Origin of the sequence: Micromonospora sp. NPDC005367 (assembly GCF_040606825.1) — a bacterium.
Classification (GTDB): domain Bacteria; phylum Actinomycetota; class Actinomycetes; order Mycobacteriales; family Micromonosporaceae; genus Micromonospora.
On record NZ_JBEXFP010000015.1, the window covers coordinates 121,860 to 137,962 of the forward strand.

At 73.1% G+C, this 16,103-nt stretch carries 14 protein-coding genes and 1 pseudogene; 13 read left to right on the plus strand and 2 right to left on the minus strand.

Features of this window, described 5'->3' with window-relative positions:
• Positions 1 to 139 precede the first annotated feature (139 nt).
• The 10 genes from ABZS42_RS13655 (at position 140) to ABZS42_RS13700 (ending at position 10,995) form a co-directional block, all read left to right on the plus strand.
• Positions 140 to 559 carry a hypothetical protein gene (locus tag ABZS42_RS13655; protein ID WP_355144941.1) on the plus strand — a complete coding sequence of 140 codons (420 nt, stop codon included), beginning with the start codon at positions 140 to 142 and terminating at the stop codon, positions 557 to 559.
• 579 nt (positions 560 to 1,138) lie between these two features.
• On the plus strand, positions 1,139 to 3,973 hold the full coding sequence (locus ABZS42_RS13660; RefSeq protein WP_355144943.1) for a Na+/H+ antiporter subunit A: 2,835 nt from the start codon (positions 1,139 to 1,141) through the stop codon (positions 3,971 to 3,973).
• Entirely contained in the window at positions 3,970 to 4,452 is a 483-nt protein-coding gene (locus ABZS42_RS13665; protein WP_355144945.1) for a Na(+)/H(+) antiporter subunit C, read from the plus strand. Before ABZS42_RS13660 ends, ABZS42_RS13665 begins: the two co-directional genes overlap by 4 nt.
• Positions 4,453 to 4,480: 28 nt before the next feature.
• Entirely contained in the window at positions 4,481 to 5,986 is a 1,506-nt protein-coding gene (locus tag ABZS42_RS13670) for a Na+/H+ antiporter subunit D (protein WP_355144947.1), read from the plus strand.
• Complete coding sequence (locus ABZS42_RS13675) at positions 5,983 to 6,579, plus strand: Na+/H+ antiporter subunit E (RefSeq protein ID WP_355144949.1); 597 nt, start codon at positions 5,983 to 5,985, stop codon at positions 6,577 to 6,579. The genes ABZS42_RS13670 and ABZS42_RS13675 overlap by 4 nt, the downstream gene beginning before the upstream one ends.
• Positions 6,576 to 6,839, plus strand: coding sequence for a monovalent cation/H+ antiporter complex subunit F (locus tag ABZS42_RS13680; RefSeq protein ID WP_355144951.1), 264 nt, complete (start codon positions 6,576 to 6,578; stop codon positions 6,837 to 6,839). Before ABZS42_RS13675 ends, ABZS42_RS13680 begins: the two co-directional genes overlap by 4 nt.
• Positions 6,839 to 7,171: a monovalent cation/H(+) antiporter subunit G gene (gene mnhG, locus ABZS42_RS13685; protein ID WP_355144953.1), complete on the plus strand. Its 333-nt coding sequence runs from the start codon at positions 6,839 to 6,841 to the stop codon at positions 7,169 to 7,171. Before ABZS42_RS13680 ends, mnhG begins: the two co-directional genes overlap by 1 nt.
• Positions 7,172 to 7,386: 215 nt before the next feature.
• A complete protein-coding gene (locus tag ABZS42_RS13690) occupies positions 7,387 to 8,745 on the plus strand; it encodes a hemolysin family protein (RefSeq protein ID WP_355144955.1) in 1,359 nt (452 codons plus the stop codon).
• The gene (locus ABZS42_RS13695; RefSeq protein ID WP_355144957.1) at positions 8,742 to 9,806 is read left to right on the plus strand and encodes a hemolysin family protein; all 1,065 of its coding nucleotides are present in this window, start codon (positions 8,742 to 8,744) and stop codon (positions 9,804 to 9,806) included. Before ABZS42_RS13690 ends, ABZS42_RS13695 begins: the two co-directional genes overlap by 4 nt.
• A gap of 259 nt (positions 9,807 to 10,065) precedes the next feature.
• On the plus strand, positions 10,066 to 10,995 hold the full coding sequence (locus tag ABZS42_RS13700; RefSeq protein WP_355144959.1) for a sporulation protein: 930 nt from the start codon (positions 10,066 to 10,068) through the stop codon (positions 10,993 to 10,995).
• Between the two features lie 66 nt (positions 10,996 to 11,061).
• Here the strand turns inward: ABZS42_RS13700 and leuE are convergent, their stop codons facing one another.
• Positions 11,062 to 11,730 carry a leucine efflux protein LeuE gene (gene leuE / locus ABZS42_RS13705; RefSeq protein WP_355144995.1) on the minus strand — a complete coding sequence of 223 codons (669 nt, stop codon included), beginning with the start codon at positions 11,728 to 11,730 and terminating at the stop codon, positions 11,062 to 11,064.
• Positions 11,730 to 12,998: a bifunctional pyridoxamine 5'-phosphate oxidase family protein/GNAT family N-acetyltransferase gene (locus ABZS42_RS13710; RefSeq protein WP_355144961.1), complete on the minus strand. Its 1,269-nt coding sequence runs from the start codon at positions 12,996 to 12,998 to the stop codon at positions 11,730 to 11,732. The genes leuE and ABZS42_RS13710 overlap by 1 nt, the downstream gene beginning before the upstream one ends.
• Positions 12,999 to 13,033: 35 nt before the next feature.
• On the opposite strand from ABZS42_RS13710, the gene ABZS42_RS13715 reads away from it, so the two are divergent.
• From ABZS42_RS13715 to ABZS42_RS13725, 3 genes and pseudogenes are all read left to right on the plus strand, one after another.
• Positions 13,034 to 14,374 (plus strand): aminotransferase class I/II-fold pyridoxal phosphate-dependent enzyme, encoded by a 1,341-nt coding sequence (locus ABZS42_RS13715; protein ID WP_355144963.1) that lies wholly within the window; start codon positions 13,034 to 13,036, stop codon positions 14,372 to 14,374.
• A gap of 110 nt (positions 14,375 to 14,484) precedes the next feature.
• Entirely contained in the window at positions 14,485 to 15,186 is a 702-nt protein-coding gene (locus ABZS42_RS13720; protein ID WP_355144965.1) for a UdgX family uracil-DNA binding protein, read from the plus strand.
• Between the two features lie 185 nt (positions 15,187 to 15,371).
• Positions 15,372 to 16,019: pseudogene (locus ABZS42_RS13725) on the plus strand (MFS transporter); the annotation flags it as partial.
• Between the last annotated feature and the right edge of the window lie 84 nt (positions 16,020 to 16,103).

Consider the following 16,103-nt stretch of genomic DNA (forward strand, 5'->3'; position numbering starts at 1 on the left):
GGTCGGGGAGTATGTCCGTCTACAAGACCTTCAACCGTGGATATGACACTTGACGTATTAAGTCTCACTTAACTGCTTGCTTGGGCAGCACAACATAAAGTAACTTCACTCGCGACGCGGTAAGGGTGGAGGGGATCGGATGGCCGTCGAGCAGCGGAACGTCGAGCCCGGCAGCGACGTGCTCATCCGCAAGGTCGACAGTCATCTCGCCGCGGTTCGCGCCGGACTGCGCGGCCCCGAGCTGGAACTCGCCGAGCGGCTGGGGCGCTGCCTGCGGGAGCTGGTCGTCTCCACCGCGCACGCCAGCGCCGCCGACCGAGGGCAGGTCCGCGCCGCCGTGCACTACTTCGTGCTCCGCCGCGAGAGCCGAGGCCGCCTGCTGTCGGTGCGCTCACTGGCCGCCGCCGAGCGGGTGGTGCAGCGGGTCGCCCGGCAGCTCGGGCGCGCCGATCTCCTGGTCGAGCCGGCGATCGAGGACCGTACCGGCCCGGATCCGTACGCCGCCGGGTCGGAGCGGGCCGCCGACCAGAGCCCCGCCGCCCGCGCCGTCGCCCGCTGAGTTCGCGGCCGCGCCCGCCTGGTCCGTGTCGGGGCCCTTCGACTCCGTGTCGGGTCCCGTTGAGTCCGCTGTCGCGCCCGACGGACTGGCCGCGCGCCTCGCCGACTGGGTCTCGAGCTGCCGGGTCGTCCGGACGGCCGGTCCGGAGTTCAAGATCAACTCGAGCTGCCGGGTCGTCCGGACGGCCGGTCCGGAGCTCAAGGTCAACTCGCCTTCATTGATGTCGGGGCATGCAGACGCCAGGGACACCCCGACATCAAGGAAGCCGAGTCGATCATCACCAGGGACCGGACCGGACCGGACCGGACCGGACCGGACCGGATCGGACCGGGCCGGATCGGATCGGACCGGGCCGGATCGGACCGGCCGGACTGGGTGGGTTCGGGTCGGGCGGGTTCGGGTCGGGCGAGGTCGGGTCGGGGCGGGTTCGGACAGGGGTGCAGGAGGTAGGCCCGAATCACGGACAACGTGGGTTACTTTGCGTAAATAGGCCCGAAGAGCGCAGAACTGGCGTCTGATCACAGCTAGGCGCCGACGGGCCGGAGGCGTCCGCCGCTGCCACCTCGACCGGGAGTGCGGGTGCTCGTACTGCTGATCCTCCACCTCGTGGCGGCACTCCTCGCGCCGCTGCTCGTCCGGTGGTGGGGGCCACGCGCCTGCTACCCGTTGGCTCTCGCGCCGGCCGCCGCGTTCGGCTGGGCGCTCGCGCAGACCCCGACGGTCCGCGACGGGCGGGCGGTGGTCGAGACGTACCCGTGGATCCGGCAGCTCGGGCTCGAGCTCGCCTTCCGGCTCGGCACGCTCAACTGGTTGATGACCCTGTTGGTCGGCGCGGTCGGCGCCCTCGTACTGGTCTACTGCGCCCGGTACTTCAGCCCCGGCTCACTCGGCCTGGCCCGGTTCACCGCCGTGCTGGTCGCGTTCGCCGGGTCGATGCTCTGCGTCGTCCTCGCCGACGACCTGCTGCTGGTCTACGTCGGCTGGGAACTGACCACGATCTTCTCCTACCTGCTGATCGGGCACAGCACCGAACGTCGGTCCAGCCGGTGGGCGGCGGCCCAGGCGCTGATGGTCACCAGCCTGGGCGGGCTGGCCATGCTGGTCGGCTTCATCCTGCTCGGCGAGCACGCAGGCACCTACCGATGGTCGGAGATCGCCGCCGGGTCGCTGCCCGGCGGCGGCTACCTGGTCACCGCCGTGCTGCTGATCCTCGCCGGCGCGCTGTCGAAGTCGGCGGTGCTGCCGTTCAGCACCTGGCTGCCCGTGGCGATGGCGGCGCCCACGCCGGTGAGCGCGTACCTGCACGCGGCGGCCATGGTCAAGGCCGGCATCTACCTTGTCGGGCTGATCGCGCCGGTGCTCGCCACCGTCGGGCCGTGGCGTCCGGTGGTGCTCGTCACGGGTCTGGCCACCATGATCGTCGGTGGCTGGGCGGCGCTGCGGCAGACCGATCTGAAGCTGCTACTGGCGTACGGCACGGTCAGCCAGCTCGGCCTGCTGGTGGTGCTGACCGGGGCGGGCACCCCGGACGCCGCGCTGGCGGGGATCGCCATGCTGCTCGCGCACGCCCTGTTCAAGGCGGCGCTCTTCCTGGTCGTCGGGGTGATCGACCACGGTGCCGGCACCCGGGACCTGCGCGAACTGTCCGGGCTGCGGCACGGTGCCACCCCACTGCTCGTCGTGGCGCTGCTCGCGGCGGCGTCCATGGCCGGGATTCCTCCGCTGGTCGGGTTCGTGGCCAAGGAGGCGGCCTTCGCCGCGTTCACCGACCAGCCGGTGATCCTCGCCGGACTGGTGGCCGGCACCGTCCTCACCGTCGCCTACAGCGCGCGCTTCGTGTGGGGCGCCTTCGCCGACCGACCCGGGGTGGCGCCCGCCCGGCTCAACCGGATCGCCGCGCCGCTGCTGGTACCGCCCGCCCTGCTCGCCGTCGCCGGACTGGTCGCCGGTCCCCTCGCCGGTGGCCTGGACGTCGTGTTCCGCCCGTACGCCGAGTTGTTCGGCGCGGCCCACACGCACCTGGCGCTCTGGCCCGGCCTGACCCCGGCACTCGGCCTGTCGGCGCTGGTGCTGGTCGCCGGCGGCGCGCTCTTCGCGTTGCGGGGTCCGCTGGCCCCGCTGCTGGCCCGGCTGCGCGCACCCGTCGGCGGCAACCCCGGGTACGAATGGGTGGTCGGCCGCTTCGACCGGTTCGCCGTCGAGCTCACCGGGGCCACCCAGCGCGGCTCCCTCCCGCAGTACCTCGGCACCATCCTGATCGTCCTCGTCGTGCTGCCCGGCGGCGCGATGATCGCGGCCCGGCCGTGGGGCGAACGGATCGCCCTCTGGGACACCCCGCTGCAACTGGTCGTCGCCGTGGTGCTCGGGGTCGCGGCGGTGCTCGCGGTGGGCGCCCGCAGCCGGTTGACCGCGATGCTGCTGGTCGGCGTCACCGGATACGGCAGCGCGATGCTCTTCGTCCTCTACGGCGCACCCGATCTGGCGCTGACCCAGTTCCTGGTGGAGACCGCGACCATCGCGGTCTTCGTCCTGGTGCTGCGCCGGCTGCCGGCCCGATTCTCGGCCCGGCCGCTGCGTCGCAGCCGCTGGCTGCGCCGGGCCGTCGGCGCCGCGGTCGGGCTGGTGACCGCGGGCCTCGCGCTGGTCGCGGCGAGCGCCCGCAATACGCCCACCATCTCGGCGGCCTTCCCCGACCTGGCGGTCGCCGAGGGGTACGGCCGCAACGTGGTCAACGTGACCCTGGTCGACATCCGGGCCTGGGACACGATGGGCGAGATCGCGGTGCTCGTGGTGGCCGCGACCGGAGTGGCCAGTCTGGCCTTCGAGCGCTCGCGTACCGGACCCCGGCCTCGCCGGCAGCAGCAGGGCGCCCGGGCGCAGCGCCCCGGCCGGCCGGTCTGGCTGCGCGGCGGGGCCCGCATGGCGGAACGGCAGCGCTCGATCGTGCTGGAGGTGGTGACGCGCCTGATCTTCCACACCGTGGTGCTGTTCTCGCTGTTCCTGCTCTTCTCCGGTCACAACGCGCCCGGCGGGGGATTCTCCGGGGGACTGGTGGCGAGCCTCGCCCTGGTCGTCCGCTATCTGGCCGGCGGCCGGTACGAGCTGGCCGAGGCCGCGCCCATCGGCGCCGGCACCGTGCTCGGCGCCGGGCTGGCCGTCTCGGTCGGCACCGGCGTGCTCTCGCTGCTGGCCGGCGGTTCGGTGCTGCAGAGCGCCCGCGTCGACCTGTACCTACCGGGAATCGGCGACTTCTACCTGATCACCTCGCTCTTCTTCGACATCGGCGTCTACCTCGTGGTGGTCGGACTGATGCTGGACATCCTGCGCAGCCTGGGCGCCGAGGTGGACCGGCACATCGAGGCGGCCGGCGGCGGCGCCCGGGGGCTGGCCGTCGAGCGGGGGGAGGGTACGTGACCGGCGGCGGGGCGCGTCCCACGCTGGTGCTGGTGATCATCGTCGGCGTGCTCGTCGGCTGCGGCGTGAACCTGCTGCTGGAGCGGAGCCTGACCCGGATCCTGCTCGGGATCATCCTGACCGGCAACGGGGTCAACCTACTGATCATGCTGGGCGGCCGGCCCGGCGCGGCCCCGGTGGTCGGCACCGGCCCGGTCGAGGACATGAGCGACGCGCTGCCACAGGCCATGGTGCTCACCTCGATCGTGATCACCTTCGGGCTGACCGCGTTCCTGCTCGCGGTCGGCTACCGCAGCTGGTACCTGACCGGCGACGACGAGGTGCCCGACGACATCGAGGACCGGCAGATCGTCCGCCGGGCCGAGCGCGACGAGGCGGCCACCGTGGACCTCGGCGGCGAGGGGGCGGACGCCGATCCGGAGCAGGTCGACCCGGAGCCGGCGCGCCGCCGGCTGCGGCGCGGGGACGGTGTCGAATGAGCTGTCACCCGCACCGGGGGGTGGCCCGGTGAACCGGCTGCTGCCGCTGCCGGTGGTGGTGCCGCTGATCGGCGCGGCGCTGACGTTGGTGCTGGGCAGGTGGCCGCGGCTGCAACGAGGGATCAGCGTGGTCGGCCTGGCCACCACCCTGGCGGTCGCCGCGGTGCTGCTGGTCGAGGCGTACCGGCACGGACCGGTGGTGCTCGCCGTCGGGGCGTGGCCGCCGCCGGTCGGGATCGTGCTGGTCGCCGACCAGTTGGCCGCGCTGATGCTGGTGGTCTCCTCGGCGGTAACCCTCTGCGTGCTGCTCTACTCGATCGGGCAGGGGCAGGGTGACGCCGGCGAGAGCGCCCCGGTCACCATCTACCACCCGACCTACCTGGTGCTGACCGCCGGCGTGACCAACGCGTTCCTCGCCGGGGACCTGTTCAACCTCTTCGTCGGCTTCGAGATCCTGCTCGCCGCGAGCTTCGTGCTGATCACCCTGGGCGGTACCGAGGTCCGGATCCGGACCGGCTCGACGTACGTGGTGGTCAGCATCGTCTCGTCGATGCTCTTCCTGGCCGCCGTGGGGCTGGTGTACGCCGCCACCGGCACGCTCAACCTGGCCCAGCTCGCCCAGCGCCTGGATGCGCTGCCGGACGACGTACGGCTGGCGTTGCAGCTCATGCTCCTGCTCGCGTTCGGCGTCAAGGCCGCGATCTTCCCGCTGTCGGCCTGGCTGCCGGACAGCTACCCGACCGCGCCGGCACCCGTCACCGCCGTCTTCGCCGGTCTGCTCACGAAGGTCGGCGTGTACGCGGTCATCCGGACCGAGACGCTGCTCTTCCCCGACCGGCAGGTCGCACCGCTGCTGATGGTGGTGGCCGGACTGACCATGCTCATCGGCATCCTGGGCGCGGTGGCCCAGTCGGACATGAAGCGGCTCTTCTCGTTCACGCTGGTCAGCCACATCGGCTACATGATCTTCGGGGTGGCGTTGAGCAGCGTGGCCGGGCTCTCCGGCGCGATCTTCTACGTGGTGCACCACATCACCATCCAGACCACCCTGTTCCTGGTCGCCGGCCTGGTCGAGGTGCGTGCCGGCAGCACCGACCTGCGGCTGCTCGGCGGGCTGGCGCGGCTGGCGCCGCTGCTGGCCGTGCTCTTCTTCGTGCCGGCGATGAACCTCGCGGGCGTTCCGCCGTTCTCCGGTTTCCTCGGCAAGCTCGGCCTGCTCCAGGCCGGGGTCGCGGCCGGCGGCGCGCTGCCCATCGCGCTGGTCGCGGCCGGGACGGCCACCAGCCTGCTCACCCTCTACGTGGCCTCCCGAGTGTGGAGCATCGCCTTCTGGCGATCGCCCCGGCTGGCCACCGACGAACCGGCCGTGCGGCTTCCCGCGCTGATGGTGGGGGCCACCGCCGCCCTCGTCGTGCTCGGGCTGGTGCTGACCGTGGCCGGCGGGCCGCTCTTCGACGTGACCGCCGACGCGGCCGAGGACCTGCGCGCCCGCACCCCGTACATCCGGGCCGTCTTCCCGGGCGGTACGCCGTGACCGGCGGGACCGGCGCCCAACCACCCGGCCGGCTGCGCGGCCGGGTGGCGACCTGGCGCGACCAGGCGGTCGCGTTCGGCTGGCTGGTGCTGATCTGGAATCTGCTCTGGGGTGAGTTCACCTGGGGCAACCTGCTCGCCGGGCTGCTGGTGGCGGCCGCGGTGCTGGTGTTCTACCCGCTGCCGCCGGTCACCTTCGGCGGCCGGCTGCGCCCGCGGGCGCTGCTGGTGCTCACCGGCCGGTTCGTCGCCGAACTGGTCGTCGCGAGCGTGCGCGTGGCCCGGATCGCCGTGCTGCCCGGCTTCCGGCCGCGCAGCGCGATCATCGCCGTACCACTGCGGGTCCGCAGCGACCTCAACCTGGCGCTCACCGCCGAGCTGGTCTCGCTCGTCCCGGGCACGCTCATCCTCGAGGTGGACCGGGAGTCGGCCGTCCTCTACCTGCATGTGCTCGACGTACGCCGGCCGCAGGATCTGGCCGACAACCGGGCGCGGGTCCGCGAGATCGAGCGCCGCATCGTCCGAACCATCGGCTCGGCCGCCGAGGTGCGCCAGCTGCACACCGATCACGTCGAGAAGGAGAACAACTCGTGACCACGTTCCTCGCCGTCGTCCTCACCGGACTGTTCTCGGCGGCCGCGCTGCTCGTCCTGGTCCGGCTCTACCGCGGTCCGTCGCTGCTCGACCGGGTGGTCGCCGCCGACATGCTGCTCGCCACGATGGTCGGCGCGGTCGCCGCCGAGGCGGCGGTGAACCGGCACACCGGCACGCTGCCGGTGCTGGTGGTGCTCTCGCTGCTCGGCTTCGTCGGCTCGGTCTCGCTGGCCCGGTTCGCGGTACGGGAGGGTGCCTGATGCTCGGCCTCGTGGGCGACTGGCTCGGCGCCGTCTGCCTGGTGGCCGGTGCGCTGCTCGCCCTGGTCGCCGCGATCGGTGTGCTGCGCTTCCCGGACGTGCTGGACCGGATGCACGCCGCCACCAAGCCGCAGACGCTCGGCGTGGTGCTCCTGCTGGCCGGGGTCGCCCTGCGGCTGCGTACGCTGGGCGATCTCGGGATGGTGGTGCTGGTCGCGGTCTTCCAGCTGGCCACGGCTCCGGTGGCCGCCCAGATGATCGGGCGGGCCGCGTACCGCGCCGGTCGGGTGGACCGCACGCTCCTCGACGTCGACGAACTGGCCGACCGCTGACAGCGCACCGAAGTGCCCTTGTCACCCGATCCGTTGGGCCGACGGGCGAACCGGACAACCGGGAGCCTTCGGCCCACCTTCAGCGGGCGCACAGCCATCGCCGATAAAATGACCCGCATGATCGACTCTTCTGCCCAGGAGGGCAGCAGTAGCCAGCCGGGTCGTGCCCGGCATCCGATGGCCCCGACGCGGTTTCGAGGAGCCCTGAGCCTCCCGTGCTGATCGTCCTGGGCCTGGTCCTGATCATCGTTCTCACCGCACTCACCGGCTACTTCGTGGCCCAGGAGTTCGGCTTCGTCGCCGTGGACCGGGGCAAGCTGCGCCAGCTTGCCGAGGAGGGCGACCAGTCCGCCGCCCGGGCCCTCGAGGTGACCGGCCGGCTCTCCTTCATGCTCTCGGGAGCGCAGCTCGGCATCACCGTCACCGCCCTGCTGGTCGGTTACGCGGCCGAGCCGTACCTCGGTGCCGGCCTGGCCGATCTGCTCGGCCTCGCCGGGGTCGCCGACTCACTCAGCCTGCCACTGTCCGTCGCGCTCGCCCTCATCATCGCCACCGTGGTGCAGATGGTTCTCGGCGAGCTGGCCCCGAAGAACCTCGCCATCGCCCGCGCCGAACGGGTGACCCGGGCGCTCGCGCGGTCGACCATCATGTACCTGAAGGTGGCCGGCCCGGTGGTCCGGCTCTTCGACAAGTCCGCGGTGCGGCTGCTGCGTCGCGTCGGCATCGAGCCGATCGAGGAACTGCCCAGCGGCGCCACCCCGGAGGACCTGGAACAGATCATCGCCGAGTCCCGCAACGAGGGGCACCTGGACGTGGAGATGTCCACCCTGCTCGACCGGGGGTTGGACTTCCGCGAGCTCACCGCCGGCGAGGCCATGGTGCCGCGGGTGGACGTGCACTCCGTACGCGCCGACCAGCCGGTCAGCCGGGTGGTCGAGCTGCTCGACACCGGCCACTCCCGCTTCCCCGTCCGGGGCGCGGAGGGAGTGGACGACCTGGTCGGGGTGATCGGCATCTCCGACGTGCTCGGCGTACCCCAGCACGAGCGGGCCACCACCCCGGTGAGTGCGGTGGCCGTACCGCCGCTGCTGGTGCCCGAGACGCTGCCGCTGCCGACGGTGCTGGACCGGCTGCGGTCCGGGCATCGGCAGCTGGCCTGCGTGGTCGACGAGTACGGCGGCTTCGCCGGGGTGATCACCCTGGAGGACATCGCCGAGGAACTGGTCGGCCCGATCCGTGACGAGGACGACCCGCCGGAGCGGGCTCCGGCCCAGCAGGCCGACGGCTCGTGGGTCGTGCCGGCCCGCTGGCGGATCGACGAGGTGGCGGACAGCACCGGCATCGCCCTGCCCGAGGCACCCGAGTACGACACGCTCTCCGGCCTGGTCATGCGGGAGCTCGGCCGGGTGCCCGAGGTCGGTGACCGGCTCGAGATCAGCCTGGCACCGGATGCCGAGGACGGTGAGACGGAGCCGCGCGCCCTGGTGGAGGTGCTCGCCGTCGACCGGCACGTGGCCGATTCGGTTCGCCTGCGGGTCAGCGAGTCGGGCAACCGCCCGGAGGTGTCGGCGTGAGCCCCGGGGTCGCCCTGTTCACCTCGGCGGTGCTGCTGGCGCTGAACGGGTTCTTCGTGGCCGCCGAGTTCGCCCTGGTCGCGAGCAAGCGGTACCGCCTGGAGCAGGCCGCGGCCGGCGGCGGGCGGGCCGCGCGGGCCGCGCTGGACGGTGTACGCGAGCTGTCGCTGATGCTCGCCGGCGCGCAGCTCGGCATCACGCTGTGCACGCTGGGCCTCGGTGCGCTCGCCGAGCCCGCGATCGAGTACCTGGCCAGTCCCGTGCTGCACGCGGTGGGGCTGCCGGAGGCGCCCAGTCACATCGTGGCGCTGGTGTTCGCGCTGGCGCTGGTCACCTTCCTGCACCTGATCATCGGTGAGATGGCGCCGAAGTCCTGGGCGATCACCGACCCGGAACGCTCGGCGATGCTGCTGGCGTTGCCGTTCCGGGCGTTCGCCCGGGTCTCCCGGCCGGTGCTCAGCGCGCTCAACGCGCTGGCCAACTCGATCCTGCGGCTGGTTCGGGTCAACCCGCAGGACCAGCTGGCGCAGGTGCACGGCCCGGACGAGCTGCGGATACTGCTGGAGCAGTCCCGGGAGCACGGGCTGCTCGGCGCCGAGCAGCACCAGTTGCTGACCAGCATGCTGGAGTTGCAGGGCACCACGGTGGCCCAGGTGATGGAGCCGTTCGCGACCATGGTGACGGTCTACCGGGGCGATTCCGCGGAGCGGATCGAGCAGGTCAGCCGGGAGAGCGGCCGGTCCCGTCTGGCGGTGCTGGACGCGGCCGGCGACGTCTGCGGTCTGGTGCACGTACGGGAGGCGGTGCGCGCGGTCACCACGGGCCAGCAGGCCATGGCCGGTGACCTCATGAGCAACGCCTTCATCCTGCCGGCGGAGGCGTCGGTGACCGAGGCGGTCGCCGCCATGCGTGCCCGCCAGTCCCAGCTCGCCCTGGTGCGCAACGGTGGTGGCCCGACCCGGCCGGTCGGTTTCGTGGCGCTGGAGGACCTGTTGGAAGAGGTCATCGGCGAGTTCGACGACGAGACCGACCCGGTGCCGCGCGGCCGCCGGCTGAGGTGACCTCCGGTCCCTGACCGGGACGGACGACCCGTACGAGTGATACAGCGGACCCCGACCGGTCGGTCGGGGTCCGCTGCGATTCGGGCGGTTGAACGGCGACAGCAGAAGCGGCTGGGGTCGTGTGCGCGCCGTCGCAGCGGGAAGGAACCACGTACCCGAAGGCGGCGGAGCGACTCTGGCTGGCGTCACTGGACCTGCTCGGCGAGGCGTGGCCCTGCCGGCGGTGGGGTGGACGTGGGTGCGACGGTAGGGGGGGCCGGTGCGGTTCACGGGGGTGTCGCCGGAGTCCAGTTGGACCGGCCTGACCGTGCACACGGCGCTCACCAATCCGAGCACCCGGCCGGGGTTGCGGCTGCCCGGCCGGGTGACGGTGACCGCCGGCTCGACGGATGTGCCGGTGCGGCACGTCCGGCTCGGCCTGGTGACCACGGTCGAGCCGGACGACCCGTCGGCACCGCGCCGACTGGTGCAGTTCCACGGCGCGGCGCTGTCCGGCGCGTTCGTGCTCCGGGCGGGGCGGGGACGTACCATCCCGTTCCATTTCCCGGTGCCCTGGGAGACCCCGGTGACCATCTTCGGCGGCGTGCCGCTGCTCAGCCTCCGGATGGGCCTGCGCACCGAGGTCGCCATCGATCCGGCGCTCGACCAGGGTGCGATGGTGCCGGTCTTCGTGCACCCGCTGCCCACGCAGGGGCACGTGCTCGCCGCGCTGGACACCCTCGGGTTCACCCTGCGGCAGGCCGGGCTGGTGGACGCGCGGCTGCCCGGCGTGGAGCAGACGCTGCCGTTGCACCAGCGCATCGGATTCTGGGTGGCCCCGCTCTACGCCGGGCCGATCACGGAACTCGAGCTGATCTTCGTGGCCAACTCGGCCGGCCTGGAGGTGATCTTCTGGCTGGACCGCCGGCTCGCCCTGGCCGGGCTGACCCACCAGAGCATCAGCCGCTTCCGGGCCTGGCACGCCGGCGCCGAGCAGCGGGACTGGGTGGGCGTCGTGGACGGCTGGCTGCGGGAGGCGATCAACCGGCACGCGGCGGCTGCCGCGCATGCCGACTGGTCCGCCCAGATCAGCGAGTCCGCGCACGTCAGCCGCCCGCCCGACGAGCCGCTCCATCCGGGTACTGGGCTCGGCGGCACGGCGGGCGGCCCGGGGGTCGGCGGCGGTGGCGGGGGCGGCGACGGCACCTGAGCCGAACGTGCGGCACCCCGGCTACCTGCTCGCAGCCGGGCGCCCGACGCGCACCACGCCAGCCGGCTACATGCTCGCTGTCGCCAGCTTGACGCTGAAGCCCAGGAACAGGGCGGCGATGCCGGTGGTGGCGCCCGCCGCGAGCCGGCGGCGGCGACGGAACTGCGTGGCCAGGAAGGTGCCTGTGAAGATCAGCGTGGTCAGGTACAGCGCGCTGGCCAGCTGCGCGATCAGTCCGAGCAGCACGAACGAGAGCGCCGGCCAGTGGTACGCCGGGTCGACGAACTGGATGAAGAACGAGACGAAGAAGAGGATCGCCTTGGGGTTGAGCAGGCTGATCACCAGCGCCTTGCGGAACGGGCTGCGCATCTCCGCCGGCTCCGCCGCGTCGATCAGCCGCGGCGTGGTCGGGTCGTTGCGGTCGCGCCAGCGCCGCCACGCGCCGCGCAGCATGGTCAGGCCCATGTAGCCGAGGTACGCGGCGCCCGCGTACTTGATGACGAGGAAGAGCGGGGGGTACGCCTTGAGCAGGGACGCCACCCCGGCGGCGGAGAGGAACATCAGCACCCCGTCGCCGAGGAAGACCCCGCCGGCGGCCCGGTAGCCCGCGGCCACGCCGCGCTTGGCGGCGGTGGAGAGCACGAACAGTGAGTTGGGCCCGGGCAGCAGGATGATGGCCACGGTGCCCAGCACGTACGTCTCGATGTCGGTGATCCCCAGCACGCCGGCCATCATCACGCCACCGGCACCGTACGACGAAGCCTTTCCCGCAGCGCGGCTTGTGCCTTCGGCCACTCCTCGACGGTCAGGGTGTACTGCACGGTGTCCCGCCAGGAGCCGTCCGGGCGCTGCCGGTGCATCCGCAGAACCCCCTCGCGGGTCGCGCCGAGCCGCTCGATGGCCCGCTGGGAGCGTTCGTTGCGGATGTCGGTCTGCCAGACCACCCGGACCGCGCCCAGGTCCTCGAAGGCGCGGGTGAGCAGCAGCAGCTTCGCCTCGGTGTTGATCCCCGTACGCCACCAGGGCCGGCCGATCCAGGTGTAGCCGATCGCCACCGACCGGCGCTGCGGGTCCACCTCGTAGTAGGAGGTGCTGCCGACCACCGCGCCGGTGACCGCGCAGCGCTGCACCCAGGGCACCCGCTCGCCCCGGTCGTGGGCGGCCAGCGCTTCGATGATCACCGTGGCCGTGGCCGGGGCGTCGACCGGCAGCGGGCGCCACAGGTGCCGCCAGACCTCCGGGTCGGCGGTGGCGGCGTGCAGCTCGTCGGTGTGCGCGAGGTCGAGTGGTTCGAGCACCACGTGCTCGCCGGCCAGGACCGCCGGGTCGAGCCAGGGCGAGCGCCCCGGGCGCAGGTACGCCGGGACCGGAGCGGTCACGCCGGCGTCCGTCTCGGGTCGGCCCCGGGTGAGCCGCAGTGGCACCACTCCGGCCCAGTGCGGCAGGCCGAGGTCGGTTTCCTCGTCGCCTACGCCACCGGTGCGGGCGCGTAGCGAGACCTCGTGCAGTGGCAGCGCCAGCACGGCGGTCTCGGCCAGCTCCTTGCGGCTCGGTGGGCGGCTGTCCGCGCTGCGTCCGGCGGCGACCTTCTCCACCAGGGCTGTCATCACGTCGGCCTTCTCCAGTTCGTCGGTCACCAGTCGGGCGGTGCCGTGCGCGACCACCGACCGGTAGTTGGCGCTGTGGTGGAACTGGGACCGGGCGTAGATCAGCGCGTCGAGCAGGGTGACCGCCACGGCGACCGGCAGACCGTCTCCCCGGGCGGCGAGCAGCGGCCGGCTGCCGGTGGAGCCGTGCAGGTAGAGCGTGTCGCCGAGGCGTACGTGCATGGTCGGCAGGACGCGCGGCTCGCCGTCCACGGTGAACCCGAGCACGCAGTGGTACGCCTCGTCCAGTACCACGTGCACGGCGGCCCGGTCGTAGCTCATCCGGTTGCTGGGGCGCTTCGCGGTCGTCCGCTCGGTCCGGGGGTAGGTGGTCGGGTCGATTCCGGGGGTGGCCATCGCGTCCGCCTTTGTTCTAGTACAATATCTGATTTGTGTCAGCACGCTATCAGGTCACCGGGGCGACGGCCGTCGAGATTTCGGCCAGCATCGAGTCCGGCATCCGCACCGCCGCCCTGCCGCCCGGCGCCGCGCTACCGCCGGTCCGGGCCCTCGCCGCCGAGCTGGCCGTCAGCCCGGCCACCGTCGCCCGCGCCTACCAGGAGCTCCGTCAGCGTGGGCTGGTCGCCACCGCCGGCCGGCACGGCACGAGGGTCCGGCCGCGTCCGCCGGTGGCGGCCCGCCGTTCGGCGCTGCGCCCGCCGCCCGTACCCGGTCTACGCGACCTCTCCGCCGGCGAGCCCGACTCGTCCCTGCTGCCGTCGCTCGGCCCTCACCTGGCCGCCCTCGCCGTCGACGCGGGACCTCCGATCGGCTACTCGGGCGGCGGGGTGCTCCCCGAGCTGGCCGAGGCGGCCCGCGCCCGGCTCGCCGGCGACGGCGTACCGGCCGGGGAGCTGACCCTCACCGGCGGCGCGCTCGACGGCATCGAACGGCTGCTCGCCGCTCACCTGCGCCCCGGCGACGCGGTCGCGGTGGAGGACCCGGGCTGGGCCAACCTGCTCGACCTGATCGCCGCGCTCGGGCTACGCCCGGTCGGCGTACCGGTCGACGACCAGGGGCCGATGGTGGCCGGGGTGTCGGCCGCGCTCGTCGCCGGAGCCCGCGCACTGGTCGTGACCAGCCGCGCGCAGAATCCGACCGGCGCCGCGGTCTCCGCCGCCCGCGCGGCGGCGCTGCGTGAGCTCCTCGCCGACTGGCCGGACCTGCTGCTGATCGAGGACGACCACGCCGCCGAACTCGCCCGCGTACCGCTGCATCCGCTGGCCGGGGCGACCGGAAGCTGGGCGTTCCTCCGCTCGGCCAGCAAGCCCTTCGGCCCGGACCTGCGGATCGCGGTGCTGGTGGGCGACGAGACCACGGTGGCCCGGGTGGCCGGTCGGGCCCGGGTCGGCGCCGGCTGGGTCTCCACCGTGCTGCAACGGCTGCTGCTCGCGCTCTGGCGCGACCCGGCCGTCGCCGAACTGGTCGACCGAGCGGCGGAGAGCTACGAGCGGCGGCGGTCCGCACTGCGCGCCGCACTCGCCGAGCGGGGGCTGGACGCGCGCGGCCGCAGCGGTATCAACGTCTGGCTGCCCGTGCCGGACGAGACCAGCGCGGTGACCGCGCTGCGTGACGCCGGTTGGTCGGTCGCCCCCGGCGCGCTGTACCGGATCGCCGCCGATCCGGGCCTGCGGATCACGGTCAGCTCGCTCGCCGCCGCCGACATCCTCCCGCTGGCCGACGCGCTGGTCCGCGCCGTCCGACCGCCGTACCCGGGAGGCTTCGCCGTCTGAGGCGTGCCCTGCCGAGACGGGCTCGGTCGCGCCGCGACCGCCGTGCACGACCGGGCACCCGCCGGGCCGGCGTGCCCGGCATCGATCCCCGAACCGGTATAACAGTCCGCATGGCCGAGCAGACCGCGAACGCTCCCGGTGCCCAACGGTTCATCCCGCCGGAGGCGGACACCATCGACGAACTGCGCGCGGCGGCGGCCGGCTGCCGCGGCTGCGAGCTGTACCGCGACGCGTCGCAGACCGTCTTCGGGCGGGGCGACGAGAGCGCCCGGGTGGTGTTCGTGGGTGAGCAGCCCGGCGACATGGAGGACCAGAAGGGCCTGCCTTTCGTCGGTCCGGCCGGCCGGCTGCTCCGCCGGGCTGTCGACGACGCGGGCCTCGATCCCGGCTCGATCTACCTGACCAACACCGTCAAGCACTTCCGCTTCTCCCTGCGCGGGAAGCGGCGCATCCACCAGACGCCGGACCAGGTGCACATCACCGCCTGCCGGCCCTGGCTGGTCGCGGAGTTCGCCCGTCTGCGTCCGGAGGTCGTCGTGGTGCTCGGCGCCACCGCGGCCAAGGCGCTGCTCGGTCCGGCGTTCCGGGTCACCCGGCAGCGCGGTGAGCTGCTGCCCTGGCCGGCCTCCGCCCAGCACCCGGAGGACTTTCAGCGCGTGCCGGTGGACAGCGCCGGGAAGCGGGCCGACATCCCACCGGCCCAGCTGCTCGCCACCATCCACCCGTCGGCGGTGCTGCGCGCCGACGACCAGGACAAGGCGTACGAGGGGCTGGTCGCCGACCTCACCATCGCCGCCCGCGCCCTCGACTGACCGACGGAACCGCCCTCGCTGTCGCGCCGCCGGGTCTGGCCAGCGCGTTGATCATGAAGTTATTGTCCCGACACGCCGGGCGGTTTCCAGGGTCGGCGACAACAAGCTCATGATCAACAGGGCCGGGTGGCGGGCGGGTGCGCGAGCATGAAGGCCCTCGGTACCCCTTACCGCGAGGAGCCCACATGGCCACCGAACTGACCGCGCCGACGCCGGTCCGCCCGGACGTGGCGCCGATCCAGCGGCGTACCCTGCGCCTGCTCTTCGGCACCCAGATCGTCGGCGGGATCGGTGTCACCATCGGCATCTCGGTGGGGGCACTGCTCGCGGCGCGGGTAGCCGGCACCGCGCTGGCCGGTCTGGCGCAGAGCGCCTCCGTGGTGGGTGGTGCCCTGCTCGCGGTTCCGGTCACCCGGATCATGAACGGGCACGGCCGCCGACCCGGTCTCGCGGTCGCGTACCTGGCCGGCGCCGTCGGGGCGGTGCTGGTCGTGCTCGCCACGGTCACCGGCTTCGTACCGCTGCTCTTCCTCGGCATGCTCTTCTTCGGCGGCGGCACCGCCGCCAACCTCCAGGCCCGCTACACGGCAGTGGATCTCGCCGAGCCGGCTCGGCGGGGCCGTCAGCTCTCGCTGATCGTCTGGGCCACCACGATCGGCGCGGTGGCCGCCCCCAACTTCGCCGACCTGGCCGACCACACCACCACCGGCTGGGGCCTGCCGCCGCTGGCCGGCCCGTTCGCGTTCAGCGCCGTCGCGTTCGTGCTCGCCGCCGGCGTACTCCTGGCGCTGCTGCGGCCCGACCCGCTGCTGACCGCGCGCCGGCTGGCGGCGCCCGCCGCGCCGGTGGCGGCCGGCGCCGCCCGCTGACCGGACGAGCCCGGTCAGAGCGGACGATCGCAGGGTCCAACCCGCCGC

Excerpts from the sequence above, each read along its gene's own strand:
- mnhG (WP_355144953.1), top strand. The coding sequence starts at position 6,839 with ATGCTCGGCCTCGTGGGCGACTGGCTCGGCGCCGTCTGCCTGGTGGCC.
- ABZS42_RS13710 (WP_355144961.1), bottom strand. The coding sequence starts at position 12,998 with ATGGCCACCCCCGGAATCGACCCGACCACCTACCCCCGGACCGAGCGG.
- ABZS42_RS13720 (WP_355144965.1), top strand. The coding sequence starts at position 14,485 with ATGGCCGAGCAGACCGCGAACGCTCCCGGTGCCCAACGGTTCATCCCG.
- leuE (WP_355144995.1), bottom strand. The coding sequence starts at position 11,730 with ATGATGGCCGGCGTGCTGGGGATCACCGACATCGAGACGTACGTGCTG.
- ABZS42_RS13655 (WP_355144941.1), top strand. The coding sequence starts at position 140 with ATGGCCGTCGAGCAGCGGAACGTCGAGCCCGGCAGCGACGTGCTCATC.